The 25,438-nt window shown below is 41.6% G+C and carries 23 protein-coding genes; 5 read left to right on the top strand and 18 right to left on the bottom strand.

Annotated features, from left to right (window positions below; all coding sequences use genetic code 11):
* Positions 1-38: 38 nt before the first annotated feature.
* From H3V11_RS08955 to H3V11_RS08930, 6 genes are read right to left on the bottom strand one after another with little or no spacing between them, the layout of a single operon-like run.
* Positions 39-1,604, bottom strand: a complete 1,566-nt coding sequence (locus H3V11_RS08955) for a host specificity protein J (RefSeq protein ID WP_198224471.1) — start codon at positions 1,602-1,604, stop codon at positions 39-41.
* A 1-nt stretch (position 1,605) separates the two neighbouring features.
* Complete coding sequence (locus tag H3V11_RS08950) at positions 1,606-2,361, bottom strand: tail assembly protein (protein ID WP_198224469.1); 756 nt, start codon at positions 2,359-2,361, stop codon at positions 1,606-1,608.
* Positions 2,354-3,100: a C40 family peptidase gene (locus H3V11_RS08945; RefSeq protein WP_198224467.1), complete on the bottom strand. Its 747-nt coding sequence runs from the start codon at positions 3,098-3,100 to the stop codon at positions 2,354-2,356. The genes H3V11_RS08950 and H3V11_RS08945 overlap by 8 nt, the downstream gene beginning before the upstream one ends.
* Before the next feature lies 1 nt (position 3,101).
* Positions 3,102-3,821: a phage minor tail protein L gene (locus H3V11_RS08940; protein WP_198224465.1), complete on the bottom strand. Its 720-nt coding sequence runs from the start codon at positions 3,819-3,821 to the stop codon at positions 3,102-3,104.
* Positions 3,821-4,156, bottom strand: coding sequence for a phage tail protein (locus H3V11_RS08935; RefSeq protein WP_198224463.1), 336 nt, complete (start codon positions 4,154-4,156; stop codon positions 3,821-3,823). Before H3V11_RS08935 ends, H3V11_RS08940 begins: the two co-directional genes overlap by 1 nt.
* A 6-nt stretch (positions 4,157-4,162) precedes the next feature.
* The gene (locus H3V11_RS08930; protein WP_198224462.1) at positions 4,163-9,715 is read right to left on the bottom strand and encodes a phage tail tape measure protein; all 5,553 of its coding nucleotides are present in this window, start codon (positions 9,713-9,715) and stop codon (positions 4,163-4,165) included.
* Positions 9,716-9,841: 126 nt separating this feature from the next.
* Between H3V11_RS08930 and nrdA the strand changes: the two genes are divergently transcribed.
* Together nrdA and nrdB are read left to right on the top strand one after the other, a co-directional pair.
* The gene (gene nrdA, locus H3V11_RS08925; RefSeq protein ID WP_198224460.1) at positions 9,842-12,196 is read left to right on the top strand and encodes a class 1a ribonucleoside-diphosphate reductase subunit alpha; all 2,355 of its coding nucleotides are present in this window, start codon (positions 9,842-9,844) and stop codon (positions 12,194-12,196) included.
* An 84-nt stretch (positions 12,197-12,280) separates the two neighbouring features.
* Positions 12,281-13,324, top strand: coding sequence for a class Ia ribonucleoside-diphosphate reductase subunit beta (gene nrdB / locus H3V11_RS08920; RefSeq protein ID WP_232335804.1), 1,044 nt, complete (start codon positions 12,281-12,283; stop codon positions 13,322-13,324).
* A 13-nt stretch (positions 13,325-13,337) separates the two neighbouring features.
* Here nrdB and H3V11_RS08915 read toward each other — a convergent pair whose 3' ends face one another.
* The 12 genes from H3V11_RS08915 to H3V11_RS08860 all read right to left on the bottom strand — a co-directional run bounded on the left by H3V11_RS08915 (position 13,338) and on the right by H3V11_RS08860 (position 22,629).
* Positions 13,338-13,595, bottom strand: coding sequence for a hypothetical protein (locus H3V11_RS08915; RefSeq protein WP_198224450.1), 258 nt, complete (start codon positions 13,593-13,595; stop codon positions 13,338-13,340).
* 71 nt (positions 13,596-13,666) lie between these two features.
* Entirely contained in the window at positions 13,667-14,122 is a 456-nt protein-coding gene (locus H3V11_RS08910) for a hypothetical protein (protein ID WP_198224448.1), read from the bottom strand.
* A gap of 4 nt (positions 14,123-14,126) precedes the next feature.
* A complete protein-coding gene (locus H3V11_RS08905) occupies positions 14,127-15,338 on the bottom strand; it encodes a phage tail tube protein (protein WP_198224446.1) in 1,212 nt (403 codons plus the stop codon).
* Positions 15,339-15,349: 11 nt separating this feature from the next.
* A complete protein-coding gene (locus tag H3V11_RS08900) occupies positions 15,350-15,757 on the bottom strand; it encodes a hypothetical protein (RefSeq protein ID WP_198224444.1) in 408 nt (135 codons plus the stop codon).
* The gene (locus H3V11_RS08895) at positions 15,757-16,269 is read right to left on the bottom strand and encodes a hypothetical protein (RefSeq protein WP_198224442.1); all 513 of its coding nucleotides are present in this window, start codon (positions 16,267-16,269) and stop codon (positions 15,757-15,759) included. Before H3V11_RS08895 ends, H3V11_RS08900 begins: the two co-directional genes overlap by 1 nt.
* Positions 16,269-17,108 carry a hypothetical protein gene (locus H3V11_RS08890; protein ID WP_198224440.1) on the bottom strand — a complete coding sequence of 280 codons (840 nt, stop codon included), beginning with the start codon at positions 17,106-17,108 and terminating at the stop codon, positions 16,269-16,271. The genes H3V11_RS08895 and H3V11_RS08890 overlap by 1 nt, the downstream gene beginning before the upstream one ends.
* A gap of 2 nt (positions 17,109-17,110) precedes the next feature.
* Positions 17,111-17,632: a hypothetical protein gene (locus H3V11_RS08885; protein ID WP_198224438.1), complete on the bottom strand. Its 522-nt coding sequence runs from the start codon at positions 17,630-17,632 to the stop codon at positions 17,111-17,113.
* 6 nt (positions 17,633-17,638) lie between these two features.
* Entirely contained in the window at positions 17,639-18,022 is a 384-nt protein-coding gene (locus tag H3V11_RS08880; RefSeq protein WP_198224436.1) for a hypothetical protein, read from the bottom strand.
* A gap of 42 nt (positions 18,023-18,064) precedes the next feature.
* A complete protein-coding gene (locus H3V11_RS08875) occupies positions 18,065-19,243 on the bottom strand; it encodes a hypothetical protein (protein ID WP_198224434.1) in 1,179 nt (392 codons plus the stop codon).
* A gap of 15 nt (positions 19,244-19,258) precedes the next feature.
* Positions 19,259-19,717 (bottom strand): hypothetical protein, encoded by a 459-nt coding sequence (locus H3V11_RS08870; RefSeq protein WP_198224432.1) that lies wholly within the window; start codon positions 19,715-19,717, stop codon positions 19,259-19,261.
* 9 nt (positions 19,718-19,726) lie between these two features.
* Entirely contained in the window at positions 19,727-21,064 is a 1,338-nt protein-coding gene (locus H3V11_RS08865) for a S49 family peptidase (protein ID WP_198224430.1), read from the bottom strand.
* Positions 21,061-22,629, bottom strand: a complete 1,569-nt coding sequence (locus tag H3V11_RS08860) for a hypothetical protein (RefSeq protein WP_198224428.1) — start codon at positions 22,627-22,629, stop codon at positions 21,061-21,063. The genes H3V11_RS08865 and H3V11_RS08860 overlap by 4 nt, the downstream gene beginning before the upstream one ends.
* Before the next feature lie 214 nt (positions 22,630-22,843).
* Between H3V11_RS08860 and H3V11_RS08855 the strand changes: the two genes are divergently transcribed.
* From H3V11_RS08855 to H3V11_RS08845, 3 genes are all read left to right on the top strand, one after another.
* Complete coding sequence (locus H3V11_RS08855) at positions 22,844-23,362, top strand: DUF2971 domain-containing protein (protein ID WP_198224426.1); 519 nt, start codon at positions 22,844-22,846, stop codon at positions 23,360-23,362.
* 171 nt (positions 23,363-23,533) lie between these two features.
* Positions 23,534-24,607: a tRNA dihydrouridine(20/20a) synthase DusA gene (dusA, locus tag H3V11_RS08850; protein ID WP_198209191.1), complete on the top strand. Its 1,074-nt coding sequence runs from the start codon at positions 23,534-23,536 to the stop codon at positions 24,605-24,607.
* Positions 24,608-24,643: 36 nt separating this feature from the next.
* Positions 24,644-25,438 (top strand): thymidylate synthase, encoded by a 795-nt coding sequence (locus tag H3V11_RS08845; protein ID WP_198224424.1) that lies wholly within the window; start codon positions 24,644-24,646, stop codon positions 25,436-25,438.

The raw sequence follows: 25,438 nt of genomic DNA, 5'->3' as shown, positions 1-25,438 counted from the left end.
ATATTATACTCTTTTTTGCCTATTATTTCAGCAATCTATTACGTTTTAGGCTTACTTGGAACTTCTTCAAGCCTCAGGCTTGGCACTCGTATTTTATTACCCTTAACCGAAGTAACCCGACCGCCTAATGGTGTTCCTGCGTAGTCACTATCAGCCACCTGAATGATGTCATGAGGTAAATGCCTTAAACCTTCCCGACCTACAGTGAAGGATACGGATAGCTGCTGACGTCGCTCAGTTTCAAGCAGCCACTTTGCAAACCTGATAGCCTGACCACGACTGTCACAACCGAATGCAGTAACATTTTTGGCAATAAATCCATATTTGCGGACTGCCTCGTCATCCTGTACTAACTCTTGTGTAGGCTCGCTATTGTTATTCCGGTCAATATATTGAACATACACCGCAGTATGAATAGCTTTAACACCTACACCTGAATAAGTGAACTGACCATTTTCCACATTGGTATTGGTATATTGTGCAACCGGCGGGTCGTTTTTATCGACCACTACTGAGAATTGAGCACCATTCCAAATCTGATAACCGGTCACAATCGAGCACAGGTCAGATATTAAGTCATAAGCAGCACGCTCTTCTGAGGCATAAACATTGCATACTGCCCTACGCTCTTTTCCACCAAATCCATCGTCAACTAAATCATCACACCACTTACCTATAGCGTAAAGTGTCCACTTATCAATGTCAGAAGCCTGTATCCGACTGGCAATACTACTATAACGACTAGTCGTTAAAATATCATACAGCACCCACATCGGATTATTAGACCAGGCTACTTTAAAAGAGCCATCCCAAACCGGAGAGTTATATGTCCCATTAACAGGGTCGTAATTTGAAGGAACCTGAATCAGCTTACCCAAAATATCATAGGTAATCGTAGGCATACTATTTCCAAACTGGTCAGTATCAATTGACCACGCAGCCAGCGCAGTGTTAGCGTGATTCAGTTTTGTACCGATAATCTCGACATACGAGAAGAAATATGTATTATTCACCACTAAATCAGAGTTGCTGTCATCGGTAATTCGGGAAACTCTGATATTGAATGGTGAGGCAGGTACTTTATCAAATACCACATCGGTCATAAAGTTACCGCTGCTTTTCTCTGTAAATGTTACTACTTGAGAAGAGAAGACAGTATTCTTAACTAAATCCACCACTACTTGTGTGGTAGTAGGTTTAACATCTCCGGTCTTTTTATCTGTCTTGGAATTTTTACTTACACCTACAGTCACCCGTAAACTGGTCAGATTATCATTAGACACAGTTCTGGAAATATTCAGAGATTTTTTAACTTCCACGCCTACATTTGTAACATTATCAACCTGCTCAAATCCAGGTAGATAAGTCTGATCAGCGGCACCTGTAGTAAATAGTCCGGTTACACCGTGAAAATTAAATTCTCCAGACCGGCTTTGTACAGGTGTGTTATCAAAATATACAGATTGCAGAGGGTCTTTAGTTACAAAACCTTGTATTTCCCCTTCACATATAGCATGAACTACTTTCAGAGATTGAGCACTTGAGCCAGTATTAGGGGCGATATAAGGTGTTCGACTGCCACCACTAGACTGTTTACCACCCATATCAATCCACTCCTACGCTAACGGTATAATTGGCATTAAGTACACTATCATTATTACGGTCAATATTGTAAGCAACGCCGTTAGGAGCAGTTGCTGCTACCGGAGTCACAAACGTTTTCTTTAAATTCAGATTTAAACCAATATCAGGATTCTGCATTACCGGGTCATTTTTAGTATCTACCCTGCGGGTCTGATACCCCTGACTGATCACTCTCGCACCACACCGGACACGACCATAAGCAAGAGGAACAGGCTGACCATCTGCCCCAGAATTTTGCAGATTAGAGAATGATGTATTTCTGCTGGACTTTTCCTCTTTGCCAGAGTTCATATCCAGAGAAGGTGTTTTAGTTAATAGCTGGGCTATACCCCCGAGTACCAGTGACGCACCCATCATAAACATCCCGCCGGCCAGTGTGCTTGTTCCCAGATATGCCCATCCAGCAGCACCACCCGCATACCAGCTTGCAGCAATCAACACTACACCTACAACAATCTGTGTATATTTACCCGCACCAGAAGTAACAGGTGTCAGATGTAACTCACCCTTAGCATACTGGTGGAATTTTTCTTTAACAGCTTCTTCATCCAGAATATCCTGATTGAACTTAACCTGATACTGCCCGGCATTAATATAAGAACGTAAGCCCTCAATCTGTACCATTAAGGCTTTCAAAGCTTCAGCCGGGCTGTGAGCGTGCAGACTGAACTCCTGACCATATCGGCGTAAATCACCATGAAAAACAACTTTAATCACTTAAACCTCTTACATTATTTTCTAAATCATTCTTTATGGCCACAATCATGTCTGGCTGCCAGTCTTTATGTCTCCAGATGCTGTCAGTGCGCCGGCGCAGTGCCTCTGTGTAGACTTCTTTACCGCTTAGGCGGTCAACCTTGTGGTGAATAACTTCCCCGTGGCCGATGTACAGCAGAACATGAGCAGGGATATTGCTGTAAGCTGTCAGAATAACGTCACCCACTTGTAGATCCTGAACTTTAGAAAAGCCTCCGTCAGGTAGGTTATTTTCAAAGCTATGAATTTCCGCATCATAATTAATGTCAATTCGCTGATGGTCACGAAACTCAATGCCAGTCAACATAAAAGCATCACGAATCAGAGTAAAACAATCCCGGGTTCCATATTCAAACACTCTTCCACGTAATAACGGGGCATATCTGAACGTTTTTATTTCACCTCCGGTTACCAAAACCCAGGGTAACTTACTCTGGTGCTGAGCTACCCGGTCAGCACCCGACAGATAAGGCTCATTATTCGGGTGACTGTGAACAATCGCGATTACTTCTCCTTGCTTTTCCGCAGCTATCCAATCATCTGGACTAATTTCAAAACTCTCCTTAGGTAGAGCTGAAACATTTGTACACGGGTAGTAGGTCTGACTTCTTTTATTCTGTACAACAAACCCACAAATTTCTGTTTTGCTGTCTGCTGCATGAGTTTTAATCAGACCCTGGACTTTTTTAGTTAATTTCATATTAAGCCTTTACATTTCTTGCTGACAGGAAGGCACCGATTGGTAGCACAGCGGTTTCTCCGAATCGGGCTTTACAGCTCAATAAACGTTTACCACAGTTATCTAGTGAGGGGTCATTGGTGGGCATATCATTTTCATCGGCCACAGCGTGCCCGGTATAACCACAGCCTTCACCGCGATACTGCCAGCAGCAATTTTGTGAGGTCATCACCCTGCATGGTACAGTTGCACCGTCTGACTCACTGGGCACTGCCAGTTCAAATACTCCCTGTTCTCTTGTTAAGGAGACCATACGTTCAATAACGTAGCTGGTTTTAATCTCCTGTAAAGGGTCAGCAGAAGAATTCCCCTCAGCAAAATTTTCAGCATCCATAAATTGCTTATAGACCAAATGCCGATAGACAGTGGCTCGTTTTAATTGGTCATATTCTTCTACAGCTCCGGTTACAAAGCCCAGAGCGTTGGATATTGTCAGAGTTGGTCTGTTAGATGTTCCTTGCGTGGAGACTTCAAATCCCTCACCTAAAATCGGGTAAACTGCAAATTCATGCCCTTGCCAGATAAAATTCTTACCCAGCTCGTTAGTATTATTTGCAAATCTATAAATCTGACCACCAATATTCCGTAAATCAATTGTCCAGAGTTCAACCAATACATCTTGATCCAACTTTTCAGTGGCTTTAAACCACTCTTCACTCATCTGGTTAATACGTGCATTCATCAAATAGCAACCTCCGTGAACTTTACAGACAGGACGTCTTCAAATCCTGTTTTTTTAATGGATTTATCAGAATGAATAACAATTATTTGCCGGTTCTCTAATGGGGGTTCCCATAGAAAACGCTTACCTGTATGCTGGTTTAAAAAATCCTCAATTGCTTTAATGGTTGCAGGTTTACGTGTAAACGACAGGCTATAGACTTTCAGAGGTGAACCAGCTCTTAATGGTATTAGCTGCACGACACCTCCACCAAATTGAATTACCTTTACAGCATCCGAGCTATCCTCAACACCCATATCTCTGTCCGGAATCCAGTCCCGATTAAATATATCCATACTTTATTAACTCTTTGCGAACATGCCACCGGCACGTGTTTCTTTTGTTAAAATCCTATAAATTTCAGTCTCTATAGTTTTACCAATTGTCCGACCTAAACCCTCAGCTCCTTTAGCATCCACAGACGACTCAGAACTACCATCTGAGTTAACAGTTACAGACACCGTTACAGGAGAATTTATTACCGTACCTGCTCCGCCTCCGGTAGCCTGTACACCTAAATCACCATTTGCCATTCGGGTTAAGGGTAGAATTCCTTCCGGACCAGCTTCACCTGCCAGACCCATGCCTCTGGCCATAGCAAATGTAGTCGGGTGATGCAGCACGCCGCCGTTAGCATAAGCGAGGGTTCCACCTTGTGATACAACACCGCCGCGAGCAAATAAACTGTTTAAACTACCACCTGCACCACCTCCGAAAGCACTCATCCCTACATTAATGAGTTTCAGCATAGCCATTCGCATTGCTATTTTGGCTAAGTCTCCGAGAATGCTTGCTGTCATACTCTTAAAATTTAGTTTTCCGGTTACAGCCAGATTCTGCATAGCCGAAATGACAGAGTCAGTAACTGAACTAAATGCCTTTTGTGCAAAAGTACCGTAGCTGATAGATTCATCTACTAGCTGGTTATAAGAACGTTTTAAGCCCACTTTCCAGTTAGTTTGTGCCTGTTGAGCAGCTTCAAATGTACGTTGTGTGTTTTCAATCTGACGTTGATAATCTGCAAATGTATCTTTATAAGTTGTTGCATTTTCATCTACGTTTTTAGACTTTAATTCAGCCAGAGCCTGAGCCTGTTTTATACGCAGGCTTTCAACTTGCAGAAGCATCTCCTGTCTGGCCTTTTCACGGTCAGTAATAACGCCCAATTGATTTTGCAGATCTACTTCTACTTTCTTTTGCTCCAGTAGTTTACTCTGCTGGTCTAAAGAGTATTTCTGCGCCTGCATTTGCAGCTCACGTACAGTATCTCGTGCAGCTTCAGTATAGTTAGTAGTATCTCCGCCTATAGCACTTGCGAGCGCATTGGACGCTCCACTACGCGGACCAAGCTTTACTGTTCTGGGGTCTACCTTTTTTCCATTAACAGTTGTTGTTAGATGTAGATGTGGTCCGGTAGTGTTACCCGTGTTTCCAGAGCGGGCTAAAGCTTGCCCGCGTTCTATTCTGTCACCTGTTTGACGCAGAACGGCAGACAGGTGCGCCATGCCATATATGATTCCGCTGTCGCCCTGAAATTGCATCTGTGTTCCACCGGCACCCCCAGACCAGGAGCGGATAACTTTACCGCTCTCCGGTGCATTAATCACTGTGCCTACAGGCATGGCCAAGTCTATACCATTGTGGTAAGTGGAAGCCCCAGCTTTAGGTGAATGTCTGTGACCAAAACCGGAGGTGACCCGCGTCATACCATTGGTCAGAGCCTGATATGCCAGTTCTGAACCCTTGTTTGTCACATTTTTGATAGCATCCAGAGTTTTCTGAGCACGGGCTTTATCCTCAGCGGAACCTTTACTTTTCAGAAAATTCTCAGCCTCTATTTGTTTCTGGCGCAGTTTACGGGTGTACTCAGACTGGCTGATTTCATCCAGTGCACGTGCATTGTCCATAAAGGCTTTTACCAGAGAATCTGAGACACTCCCCTTTGCAGCCAATTCTTTCTGCATCTGGTCACGCAGTGACTTCTGTGTATCCTGTAAAGCAGTCTTTTCCAGATTACCTAAGTCTGAATTGTATGTAGGTAAAGGTCTGGACGACGCCGGATTTAATACAGGAGGGTTTTCAATCAGATTCTTAGACTGACGAACTTCAAGTGAAGTTTTACGTTCTCCGGCCAGTTTAGATTCTGTCTGTGTCAGCAGTGCCGTTAATGTTGTGAGGGCTTTCTTACTTAGTTGTTCATCACCAATAGATAGAAGATTACGGGCAATACCTTCAGAGCCTTTTTTTTCACTGTAAGGAATTTGATTTTTGTAAGCACTCATTGAAGCCAGATTTTCAGCACCAATTTTCAGGTTTTGCAGATAAATGGCTGTCCGCTGAGGGTCTTGTTCAATTTGCTTTTTAAGTTCTTTTAAACCGTCAGGAGAGAGTAACAGATTTAATCTTTCTCTCAATTCACCTTCTGTAAATGTAGAAGATGTCAGAGCATTAGCCTGATTTGCCGGCATACCCTGAGATACAAAAAGTTTAAATTTCTTATCTTCTGAATTTAACAGGTGCTGGAAGTTTTTATTGTTTACAAAGTCTAAACGGTCTTTGACTTCTGAATTTTTCTTATCAAATATACTACTGAGAAAACTCTGAGTTTTCACAGCTTCCGCCTGAATTTCCTGCATATGCTGCATAGCCATAGCAGTGCGCTTAGACATCAAGTTCATTTCAAGCGTATACAGGTCGTTTACCAGATTGCTTCTAATCTGAGCAGACTGAGTATCTAATTTATTTTTATGCTGCGTAGCCTGGTCAAACCGTGTCAATTCTTCTTGTATCAATGTCCGTTTACGGTCAAGCAGCAAGGTTTCCTGCTCTATCCGGTAGGCTGAGCTCTGACTTGCTGCTGAGTTTATCTGACCAAGGGAATCTTGTACTGCCGCATCAATTCTCTGACGATTCTTTTCAAAAGCCTGAATTGTAGTTTCAGCTTCCAGAGCATATTGCTGGAAGTTCGACTTATAGCCTAAACCTAATTTCTGATCTAAACGAAGACCGGCACCAGTTGTATTAAATTTCTCCAATACATCGGTTTTAACCGCAGCTAAACTGGAATCCAGAGTTTTAATTTCACTGGATAAATCAATTACAGCCTTTTTGGATAAAACCATGTACGCAGCAAAACCACCTACAGCTAATGCAGACCAGCCAACGGGTCCCATTGCGGTAAACAACCCGGTAACAGTTGTTTTAAGAGCAGCTAATGTTCCGGTAGTTCCTGCCAGCGTGGTTGCTGTACCAGCCTGAATAGCTGCAAACGTCTGTGTAGCCAGAGACGCACTTCTGTAGGCAGATGAAACTAAGCCAACAGCCGTTGATACCAGACCAAGTCCGCCTACCCAGTTCATAAAGGATACAGTAGCGGCAGCTGCGGCAATGCCTGTGAGTAATGGAGCAACCGGAGTTAAAACCTTAATGGTATTTACAACCGTGTCGGCCAGTTTCAGGAATCCCGATGTAAGCCCTGTAATAATCTGACGAACATTGCCATCGTTAGCAAAGTTCGAAAGTGAAGACATCAAACCCTTAAAATCCCCTTGGGTGTTTTGTCCGATTGAGGCAAAGGTGTTTTCCCATGAGTTCTTCATTTTCAGGAAAGAACCTTGAGCAGTATCACCCAGTCGAGCAGCCTGCGTCGTGGTGTAACCCATGTTTTCACCCGCACGGGCAATCTGGTTATGCAGTTTAGTAAATTCATCTCCAGATTGAGACAGCAAAATGTTGGCTGTCTTCAAACCACGCTCGTTGAATATGGCTTTTAACCACTGCTGTTGCTGCTGATCAGTTAATCCGCGCAATTTAGATTGCAGCTCAGCAACCACCTGGCTGAACGGTTTTACCATTCCGTTCACATCATAAATTGACAGACCTAACTGATTAAGAGCTTTAGTAGATTTCGCTGTACGTCCTGAAAGGTCACTTAGAAAATTCTTCAGAGATGTACCGGCTGCGGAACCTTCAATATTATATTTAGCCAGAATAGCCAGCGCAGCAGAAGTATCTGTAACAGATAAGCCGAAACGGGCAGCCTCAGAGGACGCCTGTTTTAGTGCTTCAGTCATCTTCCCTACGGAAGTCTGAGAAACGTTCGCTGCCATTGCAGCCTGGTCAGCAGCCTCCTGCAAAGCATGCGCATTTAAAGACCCGTCTTCATTATTCAGATGAAATGCTGAACGCAAACCTGCCAGGAACTTAGCAGAATCTTCATCGGACAGGTCGCCAGCTACAAGAGCCAGATTAAGTGTGGCAGGTATTGCCTTAAAAGCGTCAGATGCCGAAAGACCTGCCTGTGTCAGAACTTTTAAAGCCTGTGCAATCTGAATTGGTCCCTGAACCAACCGTTGGGAACCCATATCCAGAATTTTTTGAGACAGCTCTGCTACTTTAGCACTACCAGCCTCGGCAGCCACACCCACCTGTTCCATCTGCCAGCCAAAGTCTTTACCTACAGTTAAAGACTTAAATACTGTAGAGGCTCCGGCAAGACCGGCCGCCATTGGGAGTAAAGAACCCCAACTCAACCATATTTGATTAACACCCGCGGCCATACCTCGCCACACCTGATGCAGGTCGCGCGAAGACACCATTACATTGCGAATTTCCCCGTTTATCTGTCGCCACCGTAATAATGCAGATTCACCGGAATCAATTGCCTTGTTGATAGTAGGCATACTTGCTTCAGATGCTGCATAGGCACCGTAACGGGATTTATAAACACGCTGTTCTGCGGACTTTAAGGGTGAGGCTGGTAAAGCACTGATACGCAGATACTCATTACGCATCTCGCGCAAATAGTGAAGCTGTGCCTCTAATTGTGCAGCCTGTCTGCTATTACTTACAGATGCAGCCTGTGCAATAGCTAATCGCTGTTCCAGTTGCTGATTCAGATTGCGACTGACATTCTGCTGTTTAACCAGTACATCTAAAGTCCGCCCTTCTGCCTGAGCCAGTAATTGCGCAGCTCGTACATCTCCACTCGCCAGTGCTTTACTGATACTCTGTTGTGAAGCAGCCGTAGCAGCAGCCGAACCGTAGTTTCTACGATATTCCCTAAAAGCCGAAGACCTCTCAGCTCCTTTAGGCATGGCCTGAATGCGACTATATTCGGTGCTTATCGCCCGAAGCGCATCAAGATGTTTACCTAGCTGAGCTGCATTAAGCTTATTGAGTTCTGTTTCTGAACGTAAGACTTTGACACGTTCTCTTACCTGATCATTTAAAAGCTGATTTCTATTATTTTGACGAGTCAGAGAGTCTAGGGATTTGGAGGTGTCTACCTTCTGAATCTGATTAAGAGACCGACGGATTCGGTCTAAGTCAGCCAGAAAATCCTTACTTTGCAGATGTGAGGCTGCATCACTGCCGAACATATTTTTGAACGCAGTAAAAATCCCTGAGTCCTTACGAAGATGGTCGACGACAGAATTGAAATCCTCTGCCTGTTTAGCCAGCTTTTGCAATTGATTCCGGGTAAATTCATGACCCTTATTCAATTTATTCAGGTCAGACAGGTAACGGTCAAAGTTATTATTCTTAAGAAGATTAGTCAGAAAGTTACGAGCTTCGGGTTCTACTTCTCTCAGAGCTTTTTTAATATTTTTTAGAGACTCTGCTGTTGCAAGTGAGTGACTGGCTAGCGTCTGTGATAGGTTTCTGGAAGCCTGAACCATTCCTGCCGTGCTTTTACGCATCTGCGCATCGACATTGCGGAATTCCTGATTAAAGTGTTCTAAACCCTGAGTATTTTGACCTAAATTTGTAAGAGCTTGGTTTAATTTAACTATTTGTGCTAATAGCTCTGCCAAACCTTCACTACTAAAACCTAATTCGTACTTCTCTTCCATTAACTCTCAGACATCACATTTGAAGTCCTAATTTTACCATTTTTTCGTTCTTTTTGTTTCGTTTTTATATACAAATTGAACGCAAAAAATTACAATACTACTTCTCTTAATTAACACTGTGAAACTATGTCAAATCTAAAAGTAACTAAACGTAATGGTAATTTGGAAGATTATAATGAAAGTAAGATTGACGATGTCTTAAAATGGGCAGTAATAAGCTGCTCTGAAAAAAAGGATAACCAGAACTATATACAGCTTGAGGTTCCGGATATTATCAGTGAAATTAAAGCAAATGCACATATTCAACTTTACAATGGTATCTCTACTGATGATATCCATCTGCTGCTCATTAAATCCGCAGCCGATTTAATTTCAGAAAAGCAACCAGAGATGCAGTACATCGCTGCCCGATTAGCTTTATTTAGAATTCGGAAACTGGCATTTGGTGATTTTTTTCCGCCTGAGTTATATACACATATCACTAATCTAACTGAACTGGGCTTATATGATAGTCAGATTTTAAAAGATTACAGCAGAGAAGAAATTGAAAATCTCGATGACCTTATGGATCATGACTATGATATGACTTTTGCTTATGCCGGAATTAAACAGTTAGAAGGCAAATATCTGGTACAGAATCGGACAACTGGGAAAATTTATGAGTCACCTCAGTTTCTGTTCATGCTTGTAGCAATGTGTTTGTTCAGAAAAGAGTCAGCAGATGTCCGTCTAGGCTATGTGAAATTTTTCTATCAGTTTTTAGCCATGTCTTTCATATCTCTCCCCACACCCATTATGGCAGGGTTACGTACCCCAACCCGTCAGTTTGCATCTTGTGTTCTAGTTGATTGTGATGACAGCCTCGACAGCATTAATACTACTTCTAATACAATTGTAAAATATATATCACAGCGCGCAGGCATTGGCATTAATGCTGGTCGAATTCGCGCACTGGGCAGTGCAATTCGTGGCGGTGAAGCCAAGCATACAGGCTGTATTCCATTTTATAAGATGTTTCAGGCAGCCGTTAAATCCTGCTCACAAGGTGGTGTCCGTGGGGGAGCTGCCACAGTATATTTCCCGTTATGGCATCTGGAAGTAGAAAATCTGCTGGTACTGAAGAACAACCGTGGGGTTGAAGAGAACCGCGTACGGCATCTTGACTACGGTGTACAAATTAATCGCCTGCTGTATACCCGTTTAATTGAAAACGGAAAAATCACATTGTTTTCGCCTTCTGATGTCCCTGGCTTGTATGAAGCATTTTTTGCTGACCAAACGGAATTTGAGCGATTGTATACTCTTTATGAGGCTGATGAATCTATTCGTAAAAAAACTGTACCGGCAAAAGATTTATTCTCCCTTTTAATGCAGGAACGGGCTAGTACCGGACGTATATATATTCAGAATGTAGATCACTGCAACACACACAGTGCTTTTAACCCAGAGAAAGCTCCGATTTACCAGTCTAATCTTTGTGCTGAAATTACTTTACCCACTCGTCCGGGAGAAAGCCTCGAAAACCCTGAAAAGTTAGGGGAAGTTGCACTCTGTACACTTGCCGCAATTAACCTTGAAAAATTTATTAAAATAGATTTTGAAACACAAAGTTTAAATGACGAAGGTATTGCTGCTTCATTTGGTATGGTTTTATTTTTATTAGTGCGAGCCTTGGATAATTTACTGGACTATCAGGATTATCCAACCGAAGCTGCCAAGCAAGCGACCCTAGCCCGTCGTCCACTGGGTATTGGCGTCATTAATTTTGCAACGTATCTGGCCGCTAACGGCCTGAAATATGATAGTCCGGAAGCAGTTCGTAAAACTCATCAATTATTTGAAGCAATCCAGTATATGTTATTAATTGTCTCTATTGATTTAGCTAGAGAACGCGGAAAATGCAGTAGTTTTGAAGATACTTCCTATGCTCAAGGATTACTTCCGATTGATACCTATAAAACAGATATAGACGAATTTTGCTCAACTCCGTTAATTCAGGATTGGGAAGACTTACGAATCGCCATTCAAAAATACGGCTTACGTAACTCTACGCTTACTGCACTTATGCCCTCAGAAACTTCCAGTCAGGTCTCTAATGCTACTAATGGTATTGAACCTCCGCGCGGACTTATCACTGTTAAAGCTTCTAAAGACGGGATATTAAAGCAGGTAGTTCCACATATTAACCGACTGGCCAGAGACTACACATTGGCTTGGGATATGGAATCTAATGAGGGCTATCTAAAATTGGTCGGCGTGATGCAAAAATTTGTGGATCAGTCTATTTCTGCTAACACTTATTATGACCCAGCAAAATATGAGAACGCTAAAGTTCCTATGAAAGTACTGCTGAGAGATTTGCTGACTGCTTATAAATATGGAGTTAAAACCTTGTACTACCACAATACCCGAGACGGGTCTGATGATACTCAGGATTCGTTGGCAGACAGTGGTTGTGACAGTGGAGCTTGTAAAATCTAAATTCATGAGGTCGCAAGACCTCAAGGAGTATTTGTGACTTTTTCAATATTTAATCGGAATCATAATAATCAGTTACAGGAACCTATGTTCTTTGGTCAATCTGTAAATGTGGCTCGCTATGACCAGCAGAAATACCTGTTTCTGGAAAAATTAACTGAAAAACAGTTGTCTTTCTTCTGGAGACCGGAAGAAATTGATGTATCCAGAGACCGTTCAGATTTTGCCAATCTTCCTGAACATGAAAAACACATCTTTATCAGTAATCTGAAATATCAGATTCTTCTGGATTCTATTCAGGGGAGAAGCCCGAGCATAGCTTTTTTACCTATATGCTCTTTACCTGAACTGGAGACCTGGGTAACCACTTGGACATTTTCCGAAACCATACACTCAAGAAGCTATACACATATTATCCGGAATATCTTTACCGACCCGTCGGTAGTCTTCAATGACATCATGGACAATAAGCATATTCTGGCCCGCGCTGATGAGGTGGCTGTCTACTATGATGAGTTGATAGCGGCTACCCAAGACTGGATTCAGGGAGGTACTGATATTGTACCTACTATGAAAAAGCTGTATCTATGCCTGATGTGTGTCAATGTACTGGAAGCAATCCGCTTTTATGTTTCATTTGCATGCTCCTTTGCTTTTGCTGAGCGCGAACTGATGGAAGGCAATGCCAAAATCATCAAACTGATTGCCCGTGATGAAGCTTTACACCTCACAGGTACCCAGCAGATGTTGAATAACTTGCGTAACGGCTCAGAGGGTGAGTTATGGAAGCAGGTTGCTAATGAGTGTCAGCAGGAGTCAGTAGATATATTTCAACGAGCTGTTCAACAGGAAATAAACTGGGCGGAGTATCTGTTCAAAGATGGCTCTATGATTGGGCTGAACAAAACTATCCTGACTGAATACATTAAATTTATATCTGGTCAGAGAATGCAGGCTGTAGGTTTACCTGATCTGTACAGGATTAAACAGAACCCCATTCCGTGGATTAATTCATGGCTATCTTCTGATAACGTGCAGGTAGCACCTCAGGAGGTAGAAATTAGTTCTTATCTGGTCGGACAGATTGATGCCGAACTTAATGAAGACGATTTAAGCGATTTTGAGCTTTAAAGAAAACCACCGGTTATCCGGTGGTTTTTTCTGCATAACGTAAACTAAGCATCGCATGGTCTACTTGATACAAAACGGTCAAAGCAAATTCTCTTACTGACACCTCCTCTATTTTAAATATAGAAAAATAAGCTTCATATTCCGATAACGGTATATAGTACTCACCCACTGCACCTAGTGTCCTGCTGGGTGAGAGAAAGGAATAAGCATTGTATAGCCATACATATTCCTGTTTTAGTTCGGGTCTTGTCTCCAGAGCTTTAACCGGCATCCCGTCGGCCTGTAAAGCTAGATAGTGTTTAATTGAAGACCCAAACTTATTCTCCCATTTGAGGACGGCAGTTAGTTTTTTACAGCCTCCTCCACACTATATTTATGATACTGTTCAGACTGCTGAGCAAACGACAAAATTACATCGAAGAAAGAATCTAAACTGAGTAATTTAATTGCTTCTTCTTTTGAATAAGGAAGCTCGGTACCATCTAGTTTTACAAAATTACTCCAATCCAGAAGAACACACTCTGCTACAGTTTCATCAACAACTTTACGTACAGCCTTCTCCTGCTGCTCCTTTGTCAGACTCTGGGGGTTCGGGGCGATTCGTTGCAGAACCTGATTATAAACTTGATAGTATCTAGAAGAACCAAAGCGGGCTACTTTAACCTTAGCCCCTGTAGTAACATCTATATCAAACCAGACGCCTTGAGTTTCCTTCTCCGTATCAAATGTGTACGCTCGTTCAGGACAAAAGCCTGCTACTTTTCGTTTTGGAATTCGCCGATCTTTTGGTATTGGCATATGCTTAAAACCTCTCAATAAAAAATGTCTTGTCTGTATTACCGCTGTCTTGTAAAGCTGTATAGCCCAGCTCCATTTTTAATGCTTCGTCTTTACCACTAACTGCTGCTTTAGGGTCTTTCAACTCTAAGCAAGGGAAGATAAATGCATAGCCATGGCCATCTTTATCGTAGACAGCGAATTCCAGACGGTGATGCTTCTGGCTAATCACATCGTTGTATATACTGGCATCATTAAAATACATCGATATAGTGCCACCGGCATTAATAGTTCCGGCTGTAATATCAACAAAACCCAGAACACCTATCCCCGCATGACCCTTCATAGAGTTATCGTAATCAATAGATATTTTTTCGATAGCAGCGGTTAATTTCTCACGGACATCCTCCCCATCCAGTAGTGCACCTTTCATACCAACAACGGTATTAATAGGGATTCCTGTCTGGCTTGGGATATATTCACTTTTATCTCCCAGCATCCGGCCAGTACCCCACTCTGAGGACATACCGATAAAATCAAAGTTACCGGTTACAGCAGCCTGACTCTCAAAACTTAAAGACATTTTATTAACATGCATACCTGAGTACACAAAAGTCTGATCTTTATCAGTTAAGCGTTTTTCAATAGAGAACGAGCGATCTGTCACTCCGTTACTAACATGGCCGTGATATATCTTCACATTGGTGGCCAAAGTAGTGTCAGTGAGCTTTGTTTTTACATAAATACTTCCAGCTTCAACCTGGGCCACTATAAGAGGATAGTTAAACTCTGCCGAAGCTTCGTCAGCAGAAACTGAAAAATAATTGCCAACGGACAGAAGCTTGGTAAAGTCTGTATTTCTGTTTGCTGTGATTTCCAGTTTACTTAACTGTGTAGTGTCATCGTAAGAGATTGCTATACTCTGAACACTAAGTACACCGTTATCACCAAACTTAGACCATGTACCCATCAACAGAGCCTCAAATAACGGGTCATACTCACGAGCACTAAGTTCAATATTAAAACCACCGGATGTCTGGGCATCGGTAAGAAACATACCGGATACCTGACGGGACTGGTTAATCTCCTTTGAAACATCCTTTGTAATGTTCTGTTCCAAACTTTCACCGGTCATTCTCAAATTTATACCCTTACCGGTAGTCGGGGTTTTTCCTATCTCAACTTCAGGCATAAAAGCTAACTGAGCATAGGAGGTTGAGCCAACACGTAATGTCATGAATTCCTTTCTTAAAGATGATAATGATGAAAAGGTACAGAAACTCTATAACCTACCCACCCTTTTTCGGCATAGGAGTTGGGTAACAATTTACCAATCTCCATTTGAGCGCCAGCCAGATGTTGTCGCTGCAATAAGACAGCGCACTCATCACGAAGTCTGACGGGAATCAGCGTACCTACACTGTCTTTTACTAGAATTGTTACCAGAACATGTCCTTCATCAAGTATGTAAGGGTCAGCATTAAAATCCGCCTGCCTTGAATCTAAGTAAATAATATTGTAAGAAATAACTGGTAAAGTAATTTTTCCAATATCGATAAGTTTGTCGTTCTCATACTGAATGAGACAGTCCGTTCTTTTTGAGAATTTATCTCTAAATTTAGTTGTGACCGCGTCACGAAAAAGTTCTCTATCCATTACCACTTCCCGAATTGCGCCAAACGTGCAGATACCCTTACCTCGGCACAAATCTCATTAAACGTGTAGTAATCCTGATTTACTGCACGCAGCAAAATTCCCAATGAGTTGGAAGATAGCCATCTGGTAGCATAAGGCTGAGAGTTGTACAGAGTGATTTTTACATCTTTACCTGCCCGGACTTTTGCATACACAGCCAAGCGAATTCGTTTTAATTCGGCATTTACAACAGACCTGTTAAATGCTGGTGCTTTTGAGTCATGGATACCTTCCTCAAATGCAGGAGAATCAACAAATACTGGATAACCTGAATCTACTGTGGGTTCCCCGTTTAGCGACAATTTCCAGCTCTCTGTGGCAGCTCCTGACCACTTTGGCGTATGTTCTGTAGCAACTTCAAGAGCCACTTTAGCTAAAAACATCAACCGTTCAGCAGCTTCTTTTCGTACATGAGCTTGAAGCAAATTAAGTACAGGTAAACCGTTCTTTGATTTTTTCAAAACTACCCGCATTAAACTTTCCTAACCACTACAGAAATAGCTCCATGATTTTTATGCTCAACCCTAACAAGCTTCCACTTCGCTCCCTCAAAATACACTTCTACAGCTTTCTCCAAATATTCAGCATATTCTTGGGAGGTTCTGAACCGGATATCTCCGACCTGCTGAGGTTCTGCTGAGGGAAGACTATTGGTATAGTCGTCCCGCCAATCCAGCTTAATAACAGGTATTTGGCAGATATCTTTAGTAGTTGTCTCTGAAACAGGATCGTAATCTCCGATATCAACTGATAAGGAGAAAAGACACTCAGGTTCCAATTCATTACATTCAGCTATATAAAACCCGGCAGTAGACGTGTATATATTTCGAATGATGTGCCAGCGGTCTTTAATGAATGCAAATTCACCCTCTTCAAAATGCTCACCTTTTGTAAAGTAGATGTAGTACTGACTTTGAAATTCAGAGGATGTTGTAATATCTTTAACATCCTTAACCCAGACTCTGGACATATAAACATGTTCACCTGAGCCGTCTAACAGTTGGCTGGTTCTGGCTACCTTCCCTAACTCAGCCAACTGAGCAACATAACCTTTACGGCTTACATCTTTTTCCCATGTATCCGGGTTTGAATAAGCTGATACTATCCAAACCTGTCCCCCTATAATAAGGGTATGCCTTACAGGTAGTTTTACAGAATACGCCATAGACAACGTTCGCCGTAATGTGGTTAAACCGTCTCGTCTTGGGTTATCCCATACAGTTACCTGACAGGTGTCTTTTAATTTCTCCCCTGTGTAAGCATCCCATATAGGGGTCATGTCGAACCGTCTAGAAACCGCTACTAAATCCATATTTATCCAGTCACAGGATCATAGCTAGGCTGACCTGCACCCATAAACCGTGGAAGTTGATTAGAAGCTTTAGACTGCTTCAATGCTCTTATTGCCTGATTCAGTCGATTTCGAATCGTTTCAGCTATACTGGATAAATCTGAGTTGAAACGTTGAATTGAAGCTTTGGAATCAGTCAATACACGTGCTGCTATAAGCGGTAAAGTCTCACCTATTAAATTACAGATGCTGTAAAGAGCAACTCGTTTGACCATCTCCAGCAATCGTTCATTCTGTAAAGTGCCCCAGTTACTGAATAACTCTGGACGAATCCGTAACAAAGTTTCCTTTACTTCACTTATATAGACAGGTTGCATCAACATGTCGTCTGACAACTCCGCTGAGGAAAGCCCAAAAATAGCCCGGACTTCGTCAGTCGTTGTCAGTGTGCCGAAGGGTTCTAATACAATATCCAGAGGTGCACCGGCGGCAGCCTGAATAGCTACCGGGTCTGGTAGCCCTGTTTCAGGGATTTCCATCGACATACTTATCTACTTTTCATACACCAATTTACCGTTTGTCCACAGTAAACGTTCGTTGGTGACTGTGTACATATCTACGAAACCTGCCTGTAACTGTGCCAGCAACCAGTTATCACAAGGAAATTCTCGTAATTCAGTTGTAACATGTTTATTTGTATAAGGGTGAAGTAAATTATAGCCACGAGTTACACGGACTTTGACAGCTTCAGGTAATTTTGAAACGACTTTTTTGGTCTCCATTGCAGGACTTTCCTTCGGGGGTTTTTGTTTAGTTGTGTTCTGTTTATTTGGGTTCTGGTCAGAGGTTTCAGTTTGTTCTAATTCCTCAACATTATCAGAGGTTTCAATTTGTTCAACCTGATCAGACTTATCTTGTTGGTTATCTTTTGCCATAAAATTCTCCAGCAGGCTGCCGAAGCAGCCTGTTAAATTAGTTTAAAATAGAGTAGTTACTTTAAAAGCCTCATCATCATGACGGTATATAATTTGACCTTCGTCAAAACGCATTGCCTTACCACGACGCATAGCCATATCTTCAACCGCGCTGTAATTAGCCTGAGAATTTCTAACTCGTGCGATAGCACTCTGTGAATCAATTCCTACCAAAGTACCAGCCGGAATAATGCCAGCTTTAAGAATGAATACTTGAGGTTCATAAAAATCCATATTGATAGGTTTAGCCGGATAAGCCATTTGTTCTGAGCTAGTAACAGGGTTAGTTAATATAGTAGGCCGACCTTTACGCTCGATAATTCTGAAATAATCATCTTCATTACACAGAACATAATCTACCAGACTAAATTCCCAGTTATCCCGTAACCATTTCACATAAGCTTTATGGGTTAACACACCATTACCAGCTTCACTATCATATTTATTGATAGGAACTACAGGTAGAGGTTTCATACCTATATCAACATCCCCATTAATCAAAGAATTAAACTGTTGGTGTACTAAATTCAGAGCTAATCGCTTACGTAGACGTCTTAGGTAAATTGCTATAGCATCAATGGAGTATGCTTTTAGAGCCTTATCTGAGGCTTCTAAGGCATAAGAAAAAGTTGGAATTGTGTTAGCTCTCTGAGAAACCTTTAACTGACCTACAATATTAGGAGTCGCTAACTGACCAATAGTGGAAACATGTTGTTTATCTGCGTTTGACGAATCAAAAGTTGGCAGTGCAAAAGTGTCGTTTTCAATAGACTCATCTACTGCGATCAACTTTTCAAACAGACTGAGCGTACCGTTATTTTTTCCGGCGGGGTTTTCTTCTACTAATGCTAAAATCGCAGCAGGTGCTAAAATCGTACTCGCTGTTTTTGCATCCTGAGTTACTGCTGCTCGGAATGACCCATCCAAAATATTTCCAAGCTTCATAGCTCGAAAACCTTTACCCTTTTCATCAATAGGTGCATTTAGGGATGCCATCACTTGTGAAAAAACATTACCTTTAGCATAGTTTTTATCAGCTTTCTGACCATACTCTTGCTGTAAATAAGCAGGTACAGAAAGATTACATTCAGCGGCTGCTTTATAAAGATCTATTGAAATAGGTATTTGAGAAGGTCTACCACCTGATTCAATAAATGATGCCTTACCAATTATTCCGGACATAAGTTCCTTTCATTATTAAATTGCTTCAATTAAATACACATTAGGATTACGAATATCTAAAGCGATAACTCGCCATTTAAAATTAACGGGTGAGCCTTTCTTCACCACGGTCGTACCATAACTATTTAATGGAAAATCATCATTTCCATTGGCAACACCTGGTGCAGTTTGTGCACCACAAACAACGTAGTCTCCAATTTTTAAATCCTGTCCGGTTACAAACATACGAACCAGAGAAGCATACCGAACGCAAGTCCCGTAGGAGTAGCCGTCTTGTGTACCGGGCTCAACAGATTCAACAAAACCTTCAATCTCATCACCTTCTTCACATAACTGCATAGCCGTAGAATCAGTACGCTTAACTGCTTTATTGTGATCCTCATTCGTAAACTTAGAATCTAAGGTACCAAAGGTATTAGTAATCGTATTTCGAGAATTATGTTCTGCGACAATACTTAAAATAAATTTAGCCATTTAATCTCCTTAGTTGGTCTTAATCTGACTCATCCAGTTAACTTCCTCTTTAGTCTCAGACTCCATAACTTTTGGGTCAGTTATCGCTACTCCGCCTGATGGATATTTCTGCTGGAATTTAATATCAATCTGTTGATTCAGAGCCTCTAAACCTGCAATGTCAGTCGGCAGGTAAGCTTCTACGTTTAAAGCAGCCGCTTTAGCCTGAATAGCTGAACCCAGAAGTTCGGCATACTTATCCGCAGTTTGATTAGCATCTACTAAATTGGAAGCTAAAGCTTTGTTTGTAGCCTCTAATTCTGTATTTCGGCTTGAAAGCGTAAAGTTTTGCTTAGTCAAGTCTGCAAGTTTTGTTGCTTGCTCCTTTAATTGAGCTTGTAAGCTTGCAATTTCAGGTTGAAAAGTGTTTGCAGTTACCTCAGTAGCTGCCTTTTCCTCTGGAGCTGTTACACTCATACTAGGTTCTCCATTAAATGTAGTCAGGTGACTACTGGGTTGATAATTGCGGCTACCCGAATCTTGTGGTTGCCACGTAGATAAAAGGGATTCCAAGGTGTCAATTGAATCCACAAAATGACGGTTAACTGCTTCATTACCAAAATAGCTGCTACCGTCTGCCATATTGGTTTTTACATATTCAGGATTTAAAAGCCGGTTTTGGGCTACTGTATTTACAAAAATGCCATGTATATAATCTGCACGTTCTTGTACCTCGGCTTTAGCAGTATCTGTCAGGTCTTCATACGGATTGACTAAGCACTTTTTATCGACTGACCGAATTACCGTTGGGGTGATACCTTCTTTAATCAGTCGATTTTTATGTGATAAAAGAAACGTAACTACACCTATTGACCCTACTGAACCAAGTCTAGCCAGTACGAACTTTTCCCCTAAACTACCCAACCAATAAGCTGCGGAATGACACTGATCAGCAAATGTTGCAACAGGTTTTTTGCTCTTAAGATACTTAAGAGCTGAGTGTGTAACATCTATACCTGAGACACTTCCACCACCTGAGTTAATATCTAGAATGACTCGGCTTACATCCTTATCTTCAGCAAGCTCATAAAAAGATTCTTGTAGAGAGTTGTATGTAGTTACCCCCCACAATTTTGCTAAAACTACGGGAATATCCTCATTAACTAATTCACCCTTAATAGGTACAATGGCAACATCTCCATGTTTAATGTAAAGGTCTTGCTCAAGAAGTGATTGCGGAGAATCACTTGAAGAAAGTTTCATGTTGGCTGCTAGTTTTTCTTCGTAGTTCGCACAAAAATTTTGATAAGAAGCCAACGAACTTTCAGTACCTAACCATAATTCTGGTTTATTCAAACTAATACTCAATTACCTGCTTTCCCTCCGTTTTTGCTCTTTGCATTTTTTGGTGTATTGGTCTGATTCAAATCCTGATTTAAGGCACCTTGTGATGTGTTACTATAAGGATTTTCTGAAACAGACGATTTATTAACTGTGAAATTTGTTCCTGACAATTCAGGCATACTCTCTGGAGCCAATTTCCCTGTAAGTCGTAAACTAGCCTCATCGTCAGAAATAAATCCGTAACTTAGTTGTTCCAGAATTCTGGACTGTTCCATTGCTTTAAAAGCTTCCAGCTCAGCATCTGGGCGTAAATTAATAGAGCCAAAACTGAAATCCACATAGACGTCATAACCCATCAATCTCAGGGCAAGTGTCAATGCCTGACTGAAAATGTCATTCAAGGCAAACTGGACACCTTCTGCGGACTTCATAAACAGAAGCGATTCAGTTGATGCAATATTGCTAGAAGCTGAACCATAACCAAGGATTGCAGGTAAAGTTTTAGTACCCGTAGCAACCTTGGCATCAATCATATTTTGTAAATTAGCTATTTCTGAATCGTGAGAATTGTTACCGGCAGTTATATATGACGCCTCAATACTATCAGTAGAAACAAAGGCATCTTCCGGTTCCATGCTGTTTACTATGTTAGATATTGAGTCAACAACGCCCTGTATATAATTATTTACCTTAGTATTCTCGTCTTCATCATCCGTAGATTCCTGATAATAAGCAGGCATCTGCGCTAATATACTTTCAGTATTAATCGTCACTTTCATTCGTGGATGAATAGCTTGACGAACAATACGCCGTAAATCGTCCATGAACTCTTGATTAAAAAGTGCAGGTTGAATAGCTGCTTCTAAAGGGCTGTCTGGATAAGCAGTGAGTAAATCCTGATCAATAGGGCGATAAAAAAATGTTGGAATATCTAAGTCAATCTCGTCGTTATCTACTTTTTGAATTGGTTTTAAACTGCCATCTGTTTCAGGAACAAACTTAATAGATGTAACTGTGATAGGTTGTAAGCGAATAGGTAATCGTTGCTTATCTAAAACTAACTCCAGAGCACAAGCTCCGTAGTATCTCAATTCCTTTGCCAGCATCTCAGCTACAGCTCGAATAGAAGCTGTATTTGAAAAACCTTCTTCATAATTCTTTAAGACATCAAATCTCGTCAAAATTGATTGAAGAGCTGTAGTCGCATCTCTATTAAAAGTACCATCTTGATTTTTGGCAGTGGCAGTATATGTTTTGGTTACTGCCATCCGGATATAAGCAGCTACAGATGCCGATAAATCTGGCATTGCTATGGCAAATTTCCGGATTACTTTCTGTGTATCTTGTTCAGTTCTGAAAGAAGTAATGTCAGTATTAACTAAATTTCGGTCTTCATTACTTAGTGGTTGGCCACTAGACATTGCAGACTTAGTTAAATAGACAGCTTTACCCTGTTGCTGCTTAGGTACTTTTATTTGCGAGGGGTTAAAATTATTTTGCTGAACACTGACTTTAGTGCCGTTTTTAGGTGTACTTTGAGCCGCGGAATTGCGGCTAAAAAACTGCTTAACACCTGATAAAAACGCCATACTTGCTAATTACTTATTAATACAGAAACATTATACCACTTTGTGCATAATTGTGAAACTTTTTGAACAAATAAAATGTAAAGAAATTTGGCTTGTTAGCCAAATTTTAAACTGGTACCTAATGAGGTACTTTACCACCGCAAAATTACATTTATTTATATTATTTTCAATAATATAAATAAATACTCTACTTTATGATCCAGAAACAGGATATATGGCGTTAGCAAAACGCAATAAACAATCCTTTTATCTGGAAAACAAAAATGAAAAAACACCAAAAGCCATTGATAGCGAGTGGAATGAATATATTAAATCATTAGATGAACCTAAAAAAATCAGTTGTATTCGTGACAATTTAGAAAAAATAAAAGAGTTGATTAAAGAACTTTTGGATAATTCCAAGTTACAAAAAATCTCTAATCTAGACGAACTACTCAGTCTGGCGGTTTTACCCATTTCCTGCCTGATAAAACATGCTGCTTTTGAAGATGAAGATGAGTGCCGGATGATTTATATTACTCATATTGCCGATGATAATATTGTTGAACCGCAGGATTACCAATCTGCTAACAGTTTGTATGTCGAATATACGCATGTAGAAGAATATATTGATAATATTTATCTGGGTCCGCAATGCAAGATACAGCATAAAATATGGCTGCAAAATCATTTTAAAAAGAAACGGCGTGAAAGAGAAATTAAGCTGATTAAATCTGAAATGCCGTTGCGCTGATTCAGGCTAAAACAACAGGATTAATTAAAATATCAGCTTTACTGCTATTGCTAAACTGGCAGTTCGGTTATCCCATGTATAATCTGCCTGTATCAGAAATTTAACCGACTAAATACCGGCCGGAAATATCCGTTCGGTATTTCTTTGGCGGTGTTATATGAGTGCCGGATTATGCAGGAACATAAACAATTAATTGCCGCAGAATATTCAGCCGGAAGTGATGCACACCAGCTCCGGCAAAATGCCAAACCAAAAAGAACTTTATCCGTAGCGCCGATGCTGGACTGGACAGACAGGCATTACCGCTATATGGCCAGACTGATTAGCAGAAATGCGTGGCTGTATACAGAGATGATTAATGCTAATGCAATCATCCATGGCAACAGTGACAGATTACTGGCCTATCATCCGCAGGAGCAACCTGTTGCTTTGCAGCTGGGCGGCAGTGAGCCGGCAGTTCTGGCACAGGCTGCTAAAATTGCTGCCGGTTATGACTATGATGAAATTAATCTTAACTGCGGCTGCCCTAGCCCGCGGGTACAGCAAGGTGCTTTTGGTGCCTGCCTGATGCGTGAAGTTGAACTGGTAGCACAATGCTTAAATGCTATGCAGGAAGCGGTTAATATTCCGGTTACGATTAAGCATCGCATCGGTCTGGATAAGGAAACAGCCTATCAGCCTCTGGCTGATTTTGTCGGTACGCTACGTGAAAAAACGGCCTGCCGTATTTTTGTTGTTCATGCACGCAATGCATGGCTGGAAGGGTTATCGCCGAAAGATAACCGTGATATCCCGCCTTTACGTTATGATTATGTTTATCGTCTGAAACAGGAATTTCCTGATCTGGAAATTATTCTTAATGGCGGGGTTACTGATAATGCACAAATTCACCGGCATTTGCAGTATGTTGACGGGGTAATGGTCGGACGTGAGGCTTATCATAATCCGATGCTGATGCGCAGCTGGGATGCTGAATTTTACGCCAGTCACCAGCCGGCTGTTGAATATGAAGACCTGGTTAATCAGTTAATTGACTATGCTCAACGGCAGCTGGCTAATCCGGATATTTCATTGCGCCATATGGCTCGGCACTATCTGGGTCTGATGCATGGTTTACCCGGTGCGCGCCAGTGGCGGAGGATGCTGTCTGATGCTTCGTTATTAAAAAATAACGATGCCAGCCTGATTGCAGAAGCATGGCAGGCGGTAAAAGAAGGTGCCGCAAACCAGTCTGAGTTGATTTAAGTTACAATTAGGCCGTTTTTATTTGGATAAATCCGCATGCAACAGTATCTTGACTTAATGCAACATGTTTTAGACCGTGGCACAGATAAAGCAGACCGTACCGGCACGGGTACGCGCTCGGTTTTTGGCTATCAGATGCGTTTTAATCTGGCTGATGGCTTTCCTGTGCTGACTACTAAAAAGCTGCATTTACGTTCAATTATTTATGAGTTACTCTGGTTTCTGCGCGGCGATACTAATATCGGCTATTTGCATGAACATAATGTTTCTATCTGGGATGAATGGGCAGATGCTGATGGTAATCTGGGGCCGGTATACGGTTATCAGTGGCGCAGCTGGCCGGCACCGGATGGCAGCCATATTGACCAGATCAGTAATCTGCTGCAACAGATTAAACACAATCCCGACAGCCGTCGCCTGATTGTTTCTGCATGGAATCCGGCACTGATAGATGAGATGGCTTTACCGCCCTGCCATGCTCTGTTTCAGTTTTATGTGGTTGAAGGCAGGCTTTCCTGTCAGCTTTATCAGCGCAGTGCTGATATTTTTCTGGGTGTGCCTTTTAATATTGCCAGCTATGCTCTGCTTACGATGATGATTGCTCAGGTATGTGATTTAGAGCCGGGGGAATTTATTCATACGCTGGGTGATGCTCATTTATATAGTAATCATTTTGAACAGGCTAAACTGCAGTTAAGCCGCACACCGAAAAAATTGCCGCAAATGCATCTGAATCCTGATGTAAAAGATCTATTTTCTTTTCAGTTTGAAGATTTTACGCTTACTGATTATCATCCGGATGCCCACATTAAAGCACCTGTAGCTGTATGA

Origin of the sequence: Snodgrassella sp. W8158 (assembly GCF_016100435.1) — a bacterium.
Taxonomy (GTDB): Bacteria; Pseudomonadota; Gammaproteobacteria; order Burkholderiales; family Neisseriaceae; genus Snodgrassella; species Snodgrassella alvi.
This window is presented reverse-complemented; position numbering and strand designations above follow the sequence as displayed.